This is a genomic window from Pseudomonas sp. NBRC 111127, assembly GCF_001320345.1.
Classification (GTDB): domain Bacteria; phylum Pseudomonadota; class Gammaproteobacteria; order Pseudomonadales; family Pseudomonadaceae; genus Aquipseudomonas; species Aquipseudomonas juntendi.
Genome location: NZ_BCBD01000074.1, coordinates 1 through 12,650 on the forward strand (window position 1 = coordinate 1; position 12,650 = coordinate 12,650).

The following is a 12,650-nucleotide window of genomic DNA, read 5'->3' on the forward strand; positions in this document are numbered from 1 at the left end:
TGGCCACCGCCACTTCGGTCAACGACTTGTTGGTGTGTTGCAACAGCTGCCGCGCATGGGTCAGGCGCAGCTCCAGGTAATACCGTGGCGGCGTGGCCTGCACATGGCGGTGGAACAAGCGTTCCAGGTGCCGGCGGGACAACCCCGCATGTTCAGCGATCTCGTCGATACCGATCGGGTCTTCGATGTTGGCATGCATCAGCTCCAGCGCCAGGCGCACGCCGTGAGGCATGCCAGGGTCAATGTCCGCCACGCCGGCCGCAGTGTCATTTGCCACCCGCGAACGGTCGCACGCCAGCATCTGTTCCACGGCCCGCCGCAACGGCACCCCACCCGCCTGCTCAAGCATGGCCAGCATCATGTCCAGCGCGCTGCAGGCACCTGCGCAGCTCATGCGCCTGCGGTCCAGCACATGGGCCTGGCGGCTGATCCGCACCTTGGGGTAGAGCTCGTTCATCATTGCCCGGCCATCAGGGTGAAAGGCGCAGTCGTGGTCATTGAGCAAACCCGCCTCGGCCAGGAAGTAGGCACCGTTCCACAAGCCGCCCAACTGGCAGCCCTGCTGGTCGGCCTGGCGCAGTTTGGCACGCAACTGGGGGGCCGCTTGCAGGCGCACGCGCAAACCGCCGCACACCAGCAGGCAACCCAGGCCTTGCACCTGCAAATCGCTTAGCTGGGTGTTGACCGGCAAGGCAATGCCCAGGTCGCTCATCACCTGCGGCCCCTCGCCCACCACCTCGACCTGAAACAACGGCGTGGCGCTCATCAGGTTGGCGGTCACCAGGCTGTCCATTGCAGCGGTGAAGGCCATCATCGAGAAGTGTTCACGCAGAACGAAGGCCACCCGCTGGCAGGGCATTGGCAGTGAAGTGCGAAAGCCGGGCTCCAGATGGGCCAGGTTGGTGTTCTTGAGGATGCTTTCGAAGTGGCTCATGGCTTATTAACTCAACAGCGAGAATCGCATTGGCTGCTTCGCGGGCTTGCCCGCTCCCACAGGCATTGCACCGTGTTCAGAACCTGTGGCGGACCTGTGGGAGCGGGCGAGCCCGCGAAAAAAGCCAACGCTGATGGATCAGGTCACTTACCGGCCTGGGCCGCAGCATCACGCGAGGCTTGCAGCCACTGGTCAAACTGCTGACGGTGGGCGGCAACCCATTCCTTGGCATGGCGGGTGATGTCGGCAGGCTTCTTCTCGCCCTGCTGCATCTTCAGGTTCTGGTTGCTCTCGTCGTCGGTGCTGATCTGCACCAGCGACAGAAACTTCAGCGCCGCCGGGTTCTTCTCGGCAAAGTCCTTGTTCAGCACCGCCACCACCTTGTCGATGGCAAAGCCCAGGTTCTTGCCGTGGTAGGTGGTATCGACGTCGTTGTTGCCATCCGGCAGGTCGGTCTTCGGTACTTCCAGCCAGACGACGTCCTTGCCCTCCACCAGTACGCTGGCAATCCACTGTGGCACCCAGGTGAAGTACAGGATTGGCTTGCCTTCCTTGAAGCGGGCTATGGTGTCGGCCATCAACGCAAAGTACGAGCCCTGGTTCACGGTTACGGTCTTGTCCAGGTCGTAGGCCTTCATGTGGTGGGAGATGACCAGTTCGCAACCCCAGCCCGGGTTGCAACCCGTCATGTCAGCCTTGCCGTCGCCGTCGGTGTCGAACAGTTTGGCGATTTCGGGTTTTTTCAGGTCGGTGATGTACTTGATGTTGTATTGGTCGGCCGTTTTCTTGTCGATCAGGTAACCCTGGGCAACACCGGGCAGGATATTGCCGGTCTTGACCATTACGTCATCGCCACCGGCCTGCTGGTAGAACTTGTCGTGGAGTTTTTCCCACAGGTGCACGGTGAAGTCGGCATCGCCGTTGGCCAAGGCCACCATCATCACGCCGTACTCGGTCTCCTTCGGCTCCTGGACCTTGTAGCCCAGCTCGCGCAGGCCCTCCATGGCCACTTCGCCACGGAAACGCTCTTCGGCAATGGAGGGGAAGATCGGCGTTACCTTCACGCCGTCGCCAGGTTTGTCCGCCGAAGCGTGTGCGGCCAGCGCGGCGGCGGCCAGGGTCAGCGCGGTCGCGCATTTGAGGATGCTGCGGGAGAACTTGGATGGGTGCATCGTCGCTTACCTTTTCTGTTTTTCTTCAAGTGCGGCAGGTCGAACGTTTCAGAAAGTCTTGTGCGGTTCAGGCAGTCTTGCGCCGCCCTTGCGGTTGTGCGGCACCACACAGGCGCAGCACCACGCCTACGGGGCCAGTGTGGTACCAGCGCACGCCAGGCTCGGCATTGCTGCGCGTGCCCATGGCCTGGGTCAGGCGGTCGAGGAAGATCGCCAGCAGCACCAGCCCTACACCGCCGACCGTGGCCAGGCCCATGTCCAACCGGCCGATACCGCGCAGCACCATCTGCCCCAGGCCACCCACGGAAATCATCGAGGCGATCACCACCATCGACAGCGACAGCATCAGGGTCTGGTTGAGGCCGGCCATGATCGTCGAGGTGGCCAGCGGCAACTGCACGCGGGTCAGCATCTGCCGTGGCGTGCAGCCAAAGGCGCGAGCGGCCTCGATCTTGTCCTCCGGTACCTGGCGGATGCCCAGGTTGGTCAGGCGCACCAGCGGCGGCAAGGCGAACACGATGGTCACCAGCACCCCGGGCACGTTGCCGATGCCGAACAGCATCACCACCGGCACCAGGTACACGAATGCCGGCAGGGTCTGCATGGCATCGAGCAGCGGGCGTACGATGCTCTCCAGGCGGTTGCTGCGGGCGCAGGCGATGCCCAGCGGAACGCCGATCACCGCGCAGAAGAATACCGAGGTCAGCACCAGCGCCAGGGTGGTCATCGACTCGGACCACACGCCGATCAGGCCGAGCAAGGTCAGGGTGATGAAGCACAGCAGTGCCATACGCTTGCCCGCAAGTTGCCAGCCCAGCAACGTCGAGAGCAGGATGCCGAGGGTGGGCGGAATGCTTTGCAGGGTGAACTCGATGCCGTTGAGCACCTGGTCGATCGGCCAGCGAATGGCGCGGAATACCTCGCGGAAGTTGTGCACCAGGAAGTTGAGTGTCGCGGTGACCCAGTCACCCAGGGGTAGCGTGACCGCCTGGAACGGGTCGAGAAGGCTGAATTCGGACATGAGGGCTTACCTCTTGGTGGCTTAGTTGCGGCTCAGGGTCTGCAGCAGCTCGTTCTTCGACAAGGTGCCCTTGAAGGCGCCCTGGCGGTCGAGTACCGGTACCGGGTAAGGCAGGTCGGCCGCAATGCCGAGCACCTCATGCAGCGGCGTATCGGTGTAGACCGGGCGTTGCTCGTGCAGGCTGTAGCGGTCACTGGCGCTGGCACCCTTGGCGTCGGTGTCGACCACACCCAGCAACTGCCCACGGTCGTTGACCAGGTAGCCGAACGGAACACCGGCCTGGAAACTCGGCGCCTTGCCGTTGACCTTGCACACCACTGCCGGATCGAACCGGGCCACATCACCGGCCTTGAGCACGCGCGAGCTGTCGAAATGCTTGAAGAAGGTGCGCACGTAATCGTTCGCCGGCTGGTTGATCAGCTCCTGCGGGGTGCCGATCTGCACCACGCGGCCACCTTCCATGATCGCGATGCGGTGGCCGATCCGGATGGCTTCTTCGATGTCGTGGGAAATGAAAATGATGGTGCGCTGCTGCTCGGCCTGCAGACGGATCAGCTCGCCTTGCATTTCGCTGCGGATCAGCGGGTCGAGGGCCGAGAACGCTTCGTCCATCAGCAGGATGGCCGGGTCGTTGGCCAGCGCCCGGGCCAGGCCCACACGTTGCTGCATGCCGCCTGACAGCTGGTGCGGGTAGCTGTGTTCGTGCCCGGCCAGGCCAACCTGGCTCAAGGCCTCGCGGGCACGGCTGTGGCGTTCGCTTGGCGCTACGCCGGCAATCTCCAGGCCGAAGGCGGTGTTTTCCAGCACGCTCATGTGCGGCATCAGGGCGAAGGACTGGAACACCATGCCCATTTCCTTGCGCCGCACGTCGAGCAGGGCCTTGTCAGAGAGCCCGGTAATTTCCTTGCCGTTGAGGTGGATGCTGCCGGAGGTGGGTTCGATCAGGCGGTTGAACAACCGCACCATGGTCGATTTACCCGAGCCAGACAGGCCCATGATGACGAAGATCTCGCCACGCTTGACGGAAAAGGTTGCATCGAAAACGCCGACGACGTGGCCGGTCTTGCTGAAGATCTCGTTCTTGTCGGCGCCCCTGCGGAGCATCTCCATGGCCATGTTCGGGTTGGGCCCGAACACCTTGAAGATATTGTTTACCGAAAGAATCTCATCGGCATGGCTCATACGACCCTCTTTATTATGCTTATAACCAATCTTTCAACATCGCACTTTCAATAAGGCGGTAGAGATCAGTGCGAGTACGCTTGGCAGTCCGTTCAAATGCGAACGTGAGTCAGAACCGGCACGCAGAAAATCCTGCTTCAAAAAATTATTCGACATCGATGTCTCGAATGTCGCGCCGTGAGCTCAACGTTAGGGCGTGCACCCCTGGCGGTCCAACGACATTTGTTTGCCGCTAACCATTACCTGAAGTTATCAATCACGCTAAGCCGCTGCCCTGAGGCCCGGGCGCCCTTACCAGGCAGCGTGGAACACGCTAGAGTGGAGCGATTGGCCACTCCCCCCCCCAAGGACCACGTGCCCGCCCCATGGTCAGACACCTCGAACCCGATCAGACACTGATCAAGATGCCCTCCCTGCGCGCCGTGAAGGTCTTCGTGGCCGCCGCCAGGTACCAGAACTTTACCCGTGCAGCCGAGGCGCTGTGTGTCACCCAGGCCGCAGTCAGCCGGCAGATCCGTGAGCTGGAAACCTACCTGGGGGCCGAACTGTTCAACCGGGTCGGCCGTGCAGTGGAGCTCACCGTGGCCGGCTCGATCTTCTTCGATGCGGTGCAGTTGTCGTTCGTCAACATATCCCAGGCCGCCGAGCGTATCCGCAGTAACACCAATACCAAGCACGTGGTCACCTTGTGCTGTTCGCCGGCGTTCGCGGCGTTGTGGATGGGGCCACGGATGCCGAAGTTCTTTGCCGAAAACCCGGATATCGACATCAATCTGGTCACCACGCAGAACTTCCTGTCGATGGAGCCGGGGGTGCGGCCTGACATCTACATCACCAAGCTGGGCAAGGTGCAGGCTGGCTACAGCTCGCACCCGCTCAACCATGACGTGATCTACCCGGTGTGCACCCCACAGTACCTGGCCCGGCACCCCGAGGTGCAGACGCTGCAAGGCTTGCGCGATGGCACCCTGCTGAACCTCAGCCCTTATGGGCGTTCGCAGGTGGCCGAACATGTGGACTGGAACGTCTGGCTGGCCTTCCACGACGTTGACCTGAAAAGCCGCGCCAACACCGCACCGCACTTCTTCAACGCCAACGACTACAACCTGCTGGTGCAACTGGCCCTTGGCAACCAGGGCGTAGCGCTGGGCTGGCACCACCTGGTGGCACAACTGGTGGCCCAGGGGCTGCTGGTGCGCCCGGTGCAAGAGGAGTTGGTGCTCAAGGACACCTTCCACTTCCTGGCCTTCAACGAAGACAAGGAACATGAGCCCAGTTGCCTGCGCTTGCGCGACTGGTTGCTCGAAGAGTTCCAGCCGTTGCTGGATTCACTGGGCAGCAGCTGAGCCACTGTTTCACAGGCGCGCAACGGCCGGCACTGCTCACCCGCTCACTGCGGTAACAGCTTGCAACCAGTCCAGCCCACCATTGAGGCACTTTCCTCACACGCACGCCCCGGCATCTGTTAAAAAGCCCACATGCCCACCCTCTTCCTCTCCCACCTACGCCGCCGCTGGCTGACCTGGTTGTGTGCCACCTTGCTGGTGATCGGCCTGCCCAGCAGTTGCGCGGTGCTTCAGCACAAAGAGCGCGAACTGGTGTTCCGCATCGAACCTGGCCAGGCCAGCTGGTTCCGTGGCCTGCCCAGCGGTGTGCAGGAGCTTGACCTGCGGCCGCGCAGTTTCGCTGCCAATCAGAGCCTGCACGCCTGGTGGTGGCCGGCCAGGCGCGCCAATGCCCCGGCCATCCTCTACCTGCATGGGGTGCGCTGGAACCTGACCGGGCAGTTGTTCCGCATCGAGCAGTTGCATGCCATGGGCTACTCGGTGCTGGCCGTGGACTACCGCGGCTTTGGCCAGAGCCGCGGCGGGCTGCCCTCCGAGGCCACGGTCTATGAGGACGCGCGCATCGCCTGGGAGCGCTTCGCTCAGTTGCAACCCGACGCGGGCAAACGGCTGATCTTCGGCCATTCGCTGGGCGGTGCGGTGGCCGTGGAACTGGCCCGCGCGCTGGCAGCCGAAGCACGCCAGGGCGGTGCCGCGGCCCCGGCGCGTGGGTTGATACTGGAATCGACATTCACCTCGTTGGGCGATGTCGCCGCTGCGGTAGCCAATACGTCACTGCCGGTGCGTTGGTTGCTGTCGCAGAAGTTCGACTCGCTGGGCAAGATCCAGGACATCGGCTTGCCCGTGCTGCTGGTGCACGGGCTGGATGACCGCTTCGTGCCAGCGCGTTTCAGCCAGCAGCTGTACGAGGCGGCCCGGCAGCCCAAAACCCTGCTGCTGGTACCGGGGGCCAGCCACAACAACAGCATGAGCCTGGCCGGGCCGCGTTATCGGCAAGCGATCCAGGCGCTGCTCTGAAAGCGTTACTGGCCCCCTTTGTAGGCGCGGCCTTGCGTCGCGACAGGGCTGGGCAGCAGCCGCGGCAATGTGTCGTCATGGCTATGATCCGGGGGGGCGCTACGCGCCCCTTTCGCGACGCAAGGCCGCTCCTACCAGGGCCAATGCAACAGCCAAAGTCACTGTACGGGCAGGAAGTTCATCAGCAGCAGGCTCTGTGCATAGTTCAGCCCGATCCGCCGATACCGCTCATCCAGCAACTCTGCCAGCAAATCCAGGCGCGCCACGATCTTCCCGAACTCCACGGCGAAACTCAGGTTGCTGCCCTCTTCGGAAATCTCGTTGGAAAACAGCAGCAACACGCCATTGGCATCTTGCCGCTGGCTCAACATCCAGGTGGCCTTTTCGATATTGCGCGCGGCGTTGTTGATGAACAGCGGGTCGATCGTGTCGGTCATGTAGAACTCGGTGCGCACGCCGTGAGCGGTGATCAGCATGCTGCCGATGGCATAGATGAAGGCGCCGACGCGGTCACCGCGAAACTCCGGGCTCAACGCGTAACTCAAGGCTGCCAGGTCACGACGGTTGCCCAGCTGCGCCAGCGGCTGGCGGTGTTCGATGGCCTTGCGGATCTGCCGCTCGGCAGTGGCGGCGTCGACGTACCCCGACAGCTTCAACTGGTTGGGGTTGCGCAGGTACAGCTTGTTCATCAGCAGGTACAGGCTTTGCAGGTTGTCGCGCATCGACAGCGTGGCCAGGCGGTCGACACTGGTCTGGAACAGTTCGCTGGGCTTGCCGTCGGCAAACTGGTCGAGCATGTCGCGGCCCTGTTCCTGGGTGCAGGCACACAGGCAGGCGACCACGCCTGCCAGCAGCACGCGGGGAATCAGATGAGGGTAGCTTGCAACCATCGGCACCGGGTCGATATTCGGCGGCCGCATCGGGGATCGATGTGGCCTGGCCAAGCATAGAGCGCGGAAATGGCAAAAAGTGCAGTGTAAAGGCCGCCGCAGGCCCGGCGGCATACCCTTACATGGCGTGGCGCAACTTCTCCACCATCTGCGCGTGCAGCGCCGGGTCGCCACAGGCCACTACACAGCCGCCGTGCTGCGCCGAACTGCCATCCCAGGCGCTGATCACCCCACCCGCCCCTTCGATGATCGGCATCAACGCCTGTACGTCATAGGGTTGCAAGCTGGCCTCCACGATCACATCGACGAATCCCGACGCCAGCATGCAGTAGGCATAGCAATCGCCGCCGTAGCGCATCAGCCGCGCCTGCCCGGCTACCGCCTCGAACGCAGCCTTGCGCTCGGCCGTGTCGAACATGTCGGGGGTGGTGCACATCAGCGTGGCCGCAGCCAGGTCGGCGCAGGCGCGGGTACGCAAGGGTGTAGCGTTGCGCCAGGCCCCCTCGGGCGTGCCAATGAAACGCTCGCCGGTAAAGGGCTGGTTCATCACCCCCAGTACCGGGCGGGTACCGTCGTTCAGCGCAATCAGCGTTCCCCACAATGGCAGGCCGGTGATGAAGGCACGGGTGCCGTCGATGGGGTCGAGCACCCAGGTCAGCGGGCTGCTGCCCACCGCCACCCCGGCCTCTTCGCCAAGAATGCCGTGGTCCGGGTAACGCGCCTGGATCAACGCGCGCATCGCATCCTCGGCCGCCTTGTCGGCCACCGTCACCGGGTCGTACAGGCGCCCCCCCTTGTCCTCGACGTCCAGGCTGGCACGGAAGTACGGCTTGATGGCCAGTGCAGCGGCGTCTGCCAGTTGCTCGGCGAATGTACGCAACTCACCAATCTGTGGGGCACTCAGGGACATTGGGAACAGGCCTCGTGACAGTTATGAAGGTCGGCATAATACCCGACAACCTGCATTGCACCAGCCGTACGCACAAAGTGCCACTATAATGCCATTATCGGTCCTTCATTTAACCGTCACTCATTCGTTGTACTAGGATACCGATCAGGTGCCCACACCAGCCGAGGATGCGGCTGGCAGACACGCAACGGCACAACCCTAACTGGCCTTCATGGACGATACGATGAATTCGAAACAGCTTTACCCGCAAATTGGCAAAGTCATCGCCAGCACCGGCAGCCATCAGTTTCCGCGCATGCTGCACGACCTGATCCAGGCTCACCTCGCCATCGACGCCATGCAGATCCGCCACCTGCCTGGCCTGCCTTGCGATTCGAGGCTGTTCGATGAAACGGTATTTTCTTCCCAGGCACAGCCAGGCAGCGACTTCAACGACCCTGCCCGCCTGCACCGTATCTGCCATGAAGGCAATGCGCGCATGGAGATCCAGGTGCTGCGTGCCGACTCCGCCTACGGTTTTTCGAGCTTCGAGCGCCGCCACCTGGACGCGATTTCCCCCTTGCTGCTGCCCATGCTGGAAAAGCACATCGACGCCTTGCAGCCTGGCCCCGAGCGCCATGCCCGGGAAAACCTCGAACAGCGCTTCGTCGACCGCCTGGCGCAGTCGGGGCTCAAGCTTTCCGAACGCGAGCGCCAGGTGTGCCTGGGGTTGCTGGCCGGGCATACCGCCCCACAGCAGGCCGAGCGGCTGGCCTTGAAGGTGAATACGGTTGAAAGCTACCTGCGTCGGGCGGCGATCAAGCTGGGCATCAGTGGGCGGCATTCGCTGATGCGCTGGATGTATGCCGAGGGCTGATTAGCGTTTTCCTGTACCGGCCTCTTCGCGGGCAAGCTCGCTCCCACATGTCATCACAGGTTCTGAAAACTGTGCAAAACCTGTGGGAGCGGGCTTGCCCGCGAAGCGGCCGGCACAGGTCTGCGTCAATCCCGGGCCAACGCCTCGATCGGATCAAGCCGCGCTGCGTTCCTTGCCGGTACAAACCCGAATACCACGCCGATCAGCGTCGAGCAGGCAAACGCCATGACGATCGAGGCTGGCGAAAACACCATTTCCCACTGTTTGACGAACAGCTCGAACAGGTACCCCACGCCGTACGACAAGCCGATCCCGACCAAGCCGCCAAACAGGCACACCATCACCGCCTCCACCAGGAACTGTTGGCGAATGTCCGACTGGCGTGCCCCCACCGCCATGCGAATGCCGATCTCGCGGGTACGTTCGGTCACCGACACCAGCATGATGTTCATCACCCCGATGCCGCCCACCACCAGCGAGATCACGGCAATCAGTGACAGCAGCAAGGTCAGCGAGCGGCTGGTCTTCTGCACCGTCTGCATGATGCTGTCGAGGTTGTTGGTGAAGAAGTCCTTGGTCCCATGGCGCTGCAGCATCACCCGGGTCACCTCCTCTTCAACGCGCTTGCTGGGCACGCCATCCTTGATGCGCACACTGATGCTGTCCAGGTGCCGCTGGCCCAGGATGCGCCCGGCAGCGGTTTCGTAGGGTACCCAGATGTTCAGCTGGTTGCTGGCGACGAACAGGTTCTTGTTTTCGGCCGTTACCCCGATCACCGTGCACGGCAGGTTGCCGACCAAAATCACCTGCCCCAGCGGGTCAACGTGGGGGCCGAACAGGCGCTTGCGGGTGTTGTGGTCGATCACCACCACTTGGGCCTGGCGCCGTGCATCGTCGGCGCTGAACACGATGCCGGCGGCCAACGGTATGTTGCGCACCTGAAAATAATGCTCGCTCACGCCATTGAGCTGCGCGTCCACGTCCAGGTTGCGGTAGCGCACCAAGGTGCTCTGGCCGATCACCGGGGTGGCGCTGTCGACGTAGTACAGCGCGTTGAGCGCTGCCGCGTCGGCGGGTAGCAAGGTTTCGATGGTCTTGGCCCGGCTGTCACCGAAATTGCTGCCGGAGTAGATGTCGATGGTGTTGCTGCCAATGGCCTGGATGTCTTTCAGGACATAGCCCTTGGCACCCTCGCCAATGGCCGAGATGGACACCACCGAGGTGATGCCGATGATGATCCCGAGCATGGTCAGCAGGGTGCGCATGCGGTGCGAGATCAGCGCGAGCCACGCCATCTTGAACGCCTCGCGAAACAGCCCCAGGCTGACCCACAGGCGGCGCCCAACCGCCACCTGGGCCACAGGTGCCGGTTGGGCTTCAGGTTCAGCGATGGCGATGGCGGGTGAACTGGTACGCCGGTCGCTGACAATCTGCCCATCACTGACCTCGATGATGCGTTCGGCATGCGCCGCCACCTTGGGGTCATGGGTCACCAGGATCACCGTGTGCCCGGCCGCATGCAGCTCCAGCAGGATGTTCATCACTTCCTTGCCGCTGGCGGTGTCCAGTGCGCCGGTCGGCTCGTCGGCCAGAATCACCTGGCCGCCGTTCATCAGTGCCCGGCAGATACTCACCCGCTGCTGCTGGCCCCCCGACAATTGGCTGGGGCGGTGCTGCAGGTGGTGCTTCAGGCCCAGCCGGGTCAGCAGCTCGCACGCCCGGGCATGGCGCTGGCCCTGCGGCGAGCCGGCGTACACCGCCGGTATCTCCACGTTGTGCAGCGCATCCAGGTGCGGCAGCAAGTGGTAGCGCTGGAAGATGAAGCCAAAATGGTCACGGCGCAGCGCCGCCAGGGCATCATCGTCCAGCTCCCGGGTTTCCTGCCCTGCAACCTGGTAGCTACCGCTACTGGCGTGGTCGAGGCAGCCAAGGATGTTCATCAGCGTCGATTTGCCCGAGCCTGAGGCGCCGATGATCGCCAGCAGCTCACCGCTGTGAATCTGCAGGTCGATACCCTTCAGCGCCAGGAATGCTCGATCGCCTGCCTGAAAACTGCGCGTCACCCCCTGCAAGCGCAGCAACGGCTGCGCCGGCTTGCAGGTCACCGCCGTGCCTGCGCCAGGCTGCACATTCATGTTCATGCTCACGCCCCCGTTTCGCCTGACACCGGCTCGCCAATCACCACCCGGTCACCTTCGGCCAGGCCGTCCTCGATCTGCACCTTGACGTTGTTGTTGATGCCCGCCTGCACGTTGCGCAACTGGGCGAAGCCCTTGGCATCGAGCACCCGCACCGGGAAGCTGCCATCAGCGTTGCGTGCGCCCAGTGCGGCCACGGGCACGGTGAGTACGCCGCGGGCGGTGTCGAGCACGATATGCACCTGCGCTGTCATGGAAATGCGCAGGCGGTGGTCGGGGTTGGGTACTTCGAACAAGGCGTTGTAGAACACCGCGCCAGTCGGCTTGCCACTGCTGCCTTCCTGCTTGTCGCTGCTTTGTGCGTAGTTCTGCGGTGCGGGTTCGGTGCCGCGTAGCTTGGCGTAGTAGCGTTTGTCCTCGCCAAGGATGGTGAAATACACCTCCTGGCCAGGGGCAATGTGGATCACATCGGCTTCCGACACCTGGGCCTTGACCGTCATGGTGTCGAGGTTGGCCAGTTTGAGCAGCACCGGTGCCAACTGGTTGGCGATCACGGTCTGCCCCTCCTGGGTGACGATGCCCACCACATGGCCGGTGATGGGCGCATTGATGCGGGTGTAGCCCAGGTTGACCCTGGCCGTGTCGATTTCCACCCGCGCACTCTGGAGCTGCGCATCCAGCGAGCGCACCGCAGCCTGCTGCACTTCGTACTCCGACTCGGCATTCTCGAAGTCCTGGCGCGACACCGACTCGTCAGCCTGCAGTTCGCGGTAGCGCTGGTACACGCGCCGGGTCTGTTTGAGCTGGGCCAGGGCCGACCGCCGTTCGGCCTGCAATTTCTCCTCGTCCACTTCTGCCTGGCGCAGGGTATTGCGCAATACCAGCGGGTCGATCTCGGCCAGCCACTGGCCCTGGGTCACCTTGTCGCCGAGCTTGACCTTCAGCGACTTCAACTGCCCCGACACCTGGGCACCCACATCCACTTGCTTGATGCCTTCGAGCGTGCCACTCGCCAGCACCGCGTTCTCGATATCGCCACGCTCGACCGTGGCGGTGATGTATTGCGGCGGCTTGGCCGGGGCCTGAATGGCGTACAGGCTGATGCCTGCAACCAAGGCCACTGCCAGGCCGAGGCCGAACTTGCGCAGTTTTGACTTGTTCATGAACACTCACTTTCCCAAGAA

11 protein-coding genes are annotated in these 12,650 nt (G+C 63.0%); 3 read left to right on the forward strand and 8 right to left on the reverse strand.

Going from position 1 to position 12,650, the window contains the following annotated elements; translation table 11 throughout:
* From APH30_RS14940 to APH30_RS14955, 4 genes are all read right to left on the reverse strand, one after another.
* A partial coding sequence (locus APH30_RS14940) for a GlxA family transcriptional regulator (protein ID WP_054912983.1) occupies nucleotides 1–934 on the reverse strand: 934 nt, incomplete at its 3' end.
* A 143-nt stretch (nucleotides 935–1,077) separates the two neighbouring features.
* The gene (proX, locus tag APH30_RS14945; RefSeq protein WP_054912984.1) at nucleotides 1,078–2,106 is read right to left on the reverse strand and encodes a glycine betaine/L-proline ABC transporter substrate-binding protein ProX; all 1,029 of its coding nucleotides are present in this window, start codon (nucleotides 2,104–2,106) and stop codon (nucleotides 1,078–1,080) included.
* Between the two features lie 67 nt (nucleotides 2,107–2,173).
* Complete coding sequence (gene proW, locus APH30_RS14950; RefSeq protein ID WP_054912985.1) at nucleotides 2,174–3,127, reverse strand: glycine betaine/L-proline ABC transporter permease ProW; 954 nt, start codon at nucleotides 3,125–3,127, stop codon at nucleotides 2,174–2,176.
* Nucleotides 3,128–3,148: 21 nt separating this feature from the next.
* Nucleotides 3,149–4,309: a glycine betaine/L-proline ABC transporter ATP-binding protein gene (locus APH30_RS14955; RefSeq protein WP_054912986.1), complete on the reverse strand. Its 1,161-nt coding sequence runs from the start codon at nucleotides 4,307–4,309 to the stop codon at nucleotides 3,149–3,151.
* A gap of 365 nt (nucleotides 4,310–4,674) precedes the next feature.
* On the opposite strand from APH30_RS14955, the gene APH30_RS14960 reads away from it, so the two are divergent.
* Entirely contained in the window at nucleotides 4,675–5,655 is a 981-nt protein-coding gene (locus APH30_RS14960; protein ID WP_054912987.1) for a LysR family transcriptional regulator, read from the forward strand.
* Between the two features lie 132 nt (nucleotides 5,656–5,787).
* The gene (locus APH30_RS14965) at nucleotides 5,788–6,672 is read left to right on the forward strand and encodes an alpha/beta hydrolase (RefSeq protein ID WP_054912988.1); all 885 of its coding nucleotides are present in this window, start codon (nucleotides 5,788–5,790) and stop codon (nucleotides 6,670–6,672) included.
* Between the two features lie 158 nt (nucleotides 6,673–6,830).
* On the opposite strand, the gene APH30_RS14970 is transcribed toward APH30_RS14965, so the two are convergent.
* Nucleotides 6,831–7,592: a hypothetical protein gene (locus APH30_RS14970; protein WP_371262855.1), complete on the reverse strand. Its 762-nt coding sequence runs from the start codon at nucleotides 7,590–7,592 to the stop codon at nucleotides 6,831–6,833.
* An 88-nt stretch (nucleotides 7,593–7,680) separates the two neighbouring features.
* Nucleotides 7,681–8,472: a histidinol-phosphatase gene (hisN, locus tag APH30_RS14975; protein ID WP_054912989.1), complete on the reverse strand. Its 792-nt coding sequence runs from the start codon at nucleotides 8,470–8,472 to the stop codon at nucleotides 7,681–7,683.
* A gap of 223 nt (nucleotides 8,473–8,695) precedes the next feature.
* Here hisN and APH30_RS14980 point away from each other — a divergent pair, with 223 nt between their 5' ends.
* Nucleotides 8,696–9,328, forward strand: a complete 633-nt coding sequence (locus APH30_RS14980) for a helix-turn-helix transcriptional regulator (protein WP_054912990.1) — start codon at nucleotides 8,696–8,698, stop codon at nucleotides 9,326–9,328.
* A gap of 125 nt (nucleotides 9,329–9,453) precedes the next feature.
* Here the strand turns inward: APH30_RS14980 and APH30_RS14985 are convergent, their stop codons facing one another.
* Entirely contained in the window at nucleotides 9,454–11,463 is a 2,010-nt protein-coding gene (locus APH30_RS14985; RefSeq protein WP_177333733.1) for a MacB family efflux pump subunit, read from the reverse strand.
* 8 nt (nucleotides 11,464–11,471) lie between these two features.
* Nucleotides 11,472–12,629, reverse strand: a complete 1,158-nt coding sequence (gene macA / locus APH30_RS14990; protein ID WP_054912992.1) for a macrolide transporter subunit MacA — start codon at nucleotides 12,627–12,629, stop codon at nucleotides 11,472–11,474.
* Nucleotides 12,630–12,650 lie beyond the last annotated feature (21 nt).

What these genes read in the sequence shown, in the direction of transcription:
- proX (WP_054912984.1), bottom strand. Translation starts at nt 2,106, where the DNA reads ATGCACCCATCCAAGTTCTCCCGCAGCATCCTCAAATGCGCGACCGCG.
- proW (WP_054912985.1), bottom strand. Translation starts at nt 3,127, where the DNA reads ATGTCCGAATTCAGCCTTCTCGACCCGTTCCAGGCGGTCACGCTACCC.
- APH30_RS14955 (WP_054912986.1), bottom strand. Translation starts at nt 4,309, where the DNA reads ATGAGCCATGCCGATGAGATTCTTTCGGTAAACAATATCTTCAAGGTG.
- APH30_RS14960 (WP_054912987.1), top strand. Translation starts at nt 4,675, where the DNA reads ATGGTCAGACACCTCGAACCCGATCAGACACTGATCAAGATGCCCTCC.
- APH30_RS14965 (WP_054912988.1), top strand. Translation starts at nt 5,788, where the DNA reads ATGCCCACCCTCTTCCTCTCCCACCTACGCCGCCGCTGGCTGACCTGG.
- APH30_RS14970 (WP_371262855.1), bottom strand. Translation starts at nt 7,592, where the DNA reads ATGCGGCCGCCGAATATCGACCCGGTGCCGATGGTTGCAAGCTACCCT.
- hisN (WP_054912989.1), bottom strand. Translation starts at nt 8,472, where the DNA reads ATGTCCCTGAGTGCCCCACAGATTGGTGAGTTGCGTACATTCGCCGAG.
- APH30_RS14980 (WP_054912990.1), top strand. Translation starts at nt 8,696, where the DNA reads ATGAATTCGAAACAGCTTTACCCGCAAATTGGCAAAGTCATCGCCAGC.
- APH30_RS14985 (WP_177333733.1), bottom strand. Translation starts at nt 11,463, where the DNA reads ATGAATGTGCAGCCTGGCGCAGGCACGGCGGTGACCTGCAAGCCGGCG.
- macA (WP_054912992.1), bottom strand. Translation starts at nt 12,629, where the DNA reads ATGAACAAGTCAAAACTGCGCAAGTTCGGCCTCGGCCTGGCAGTGGCC.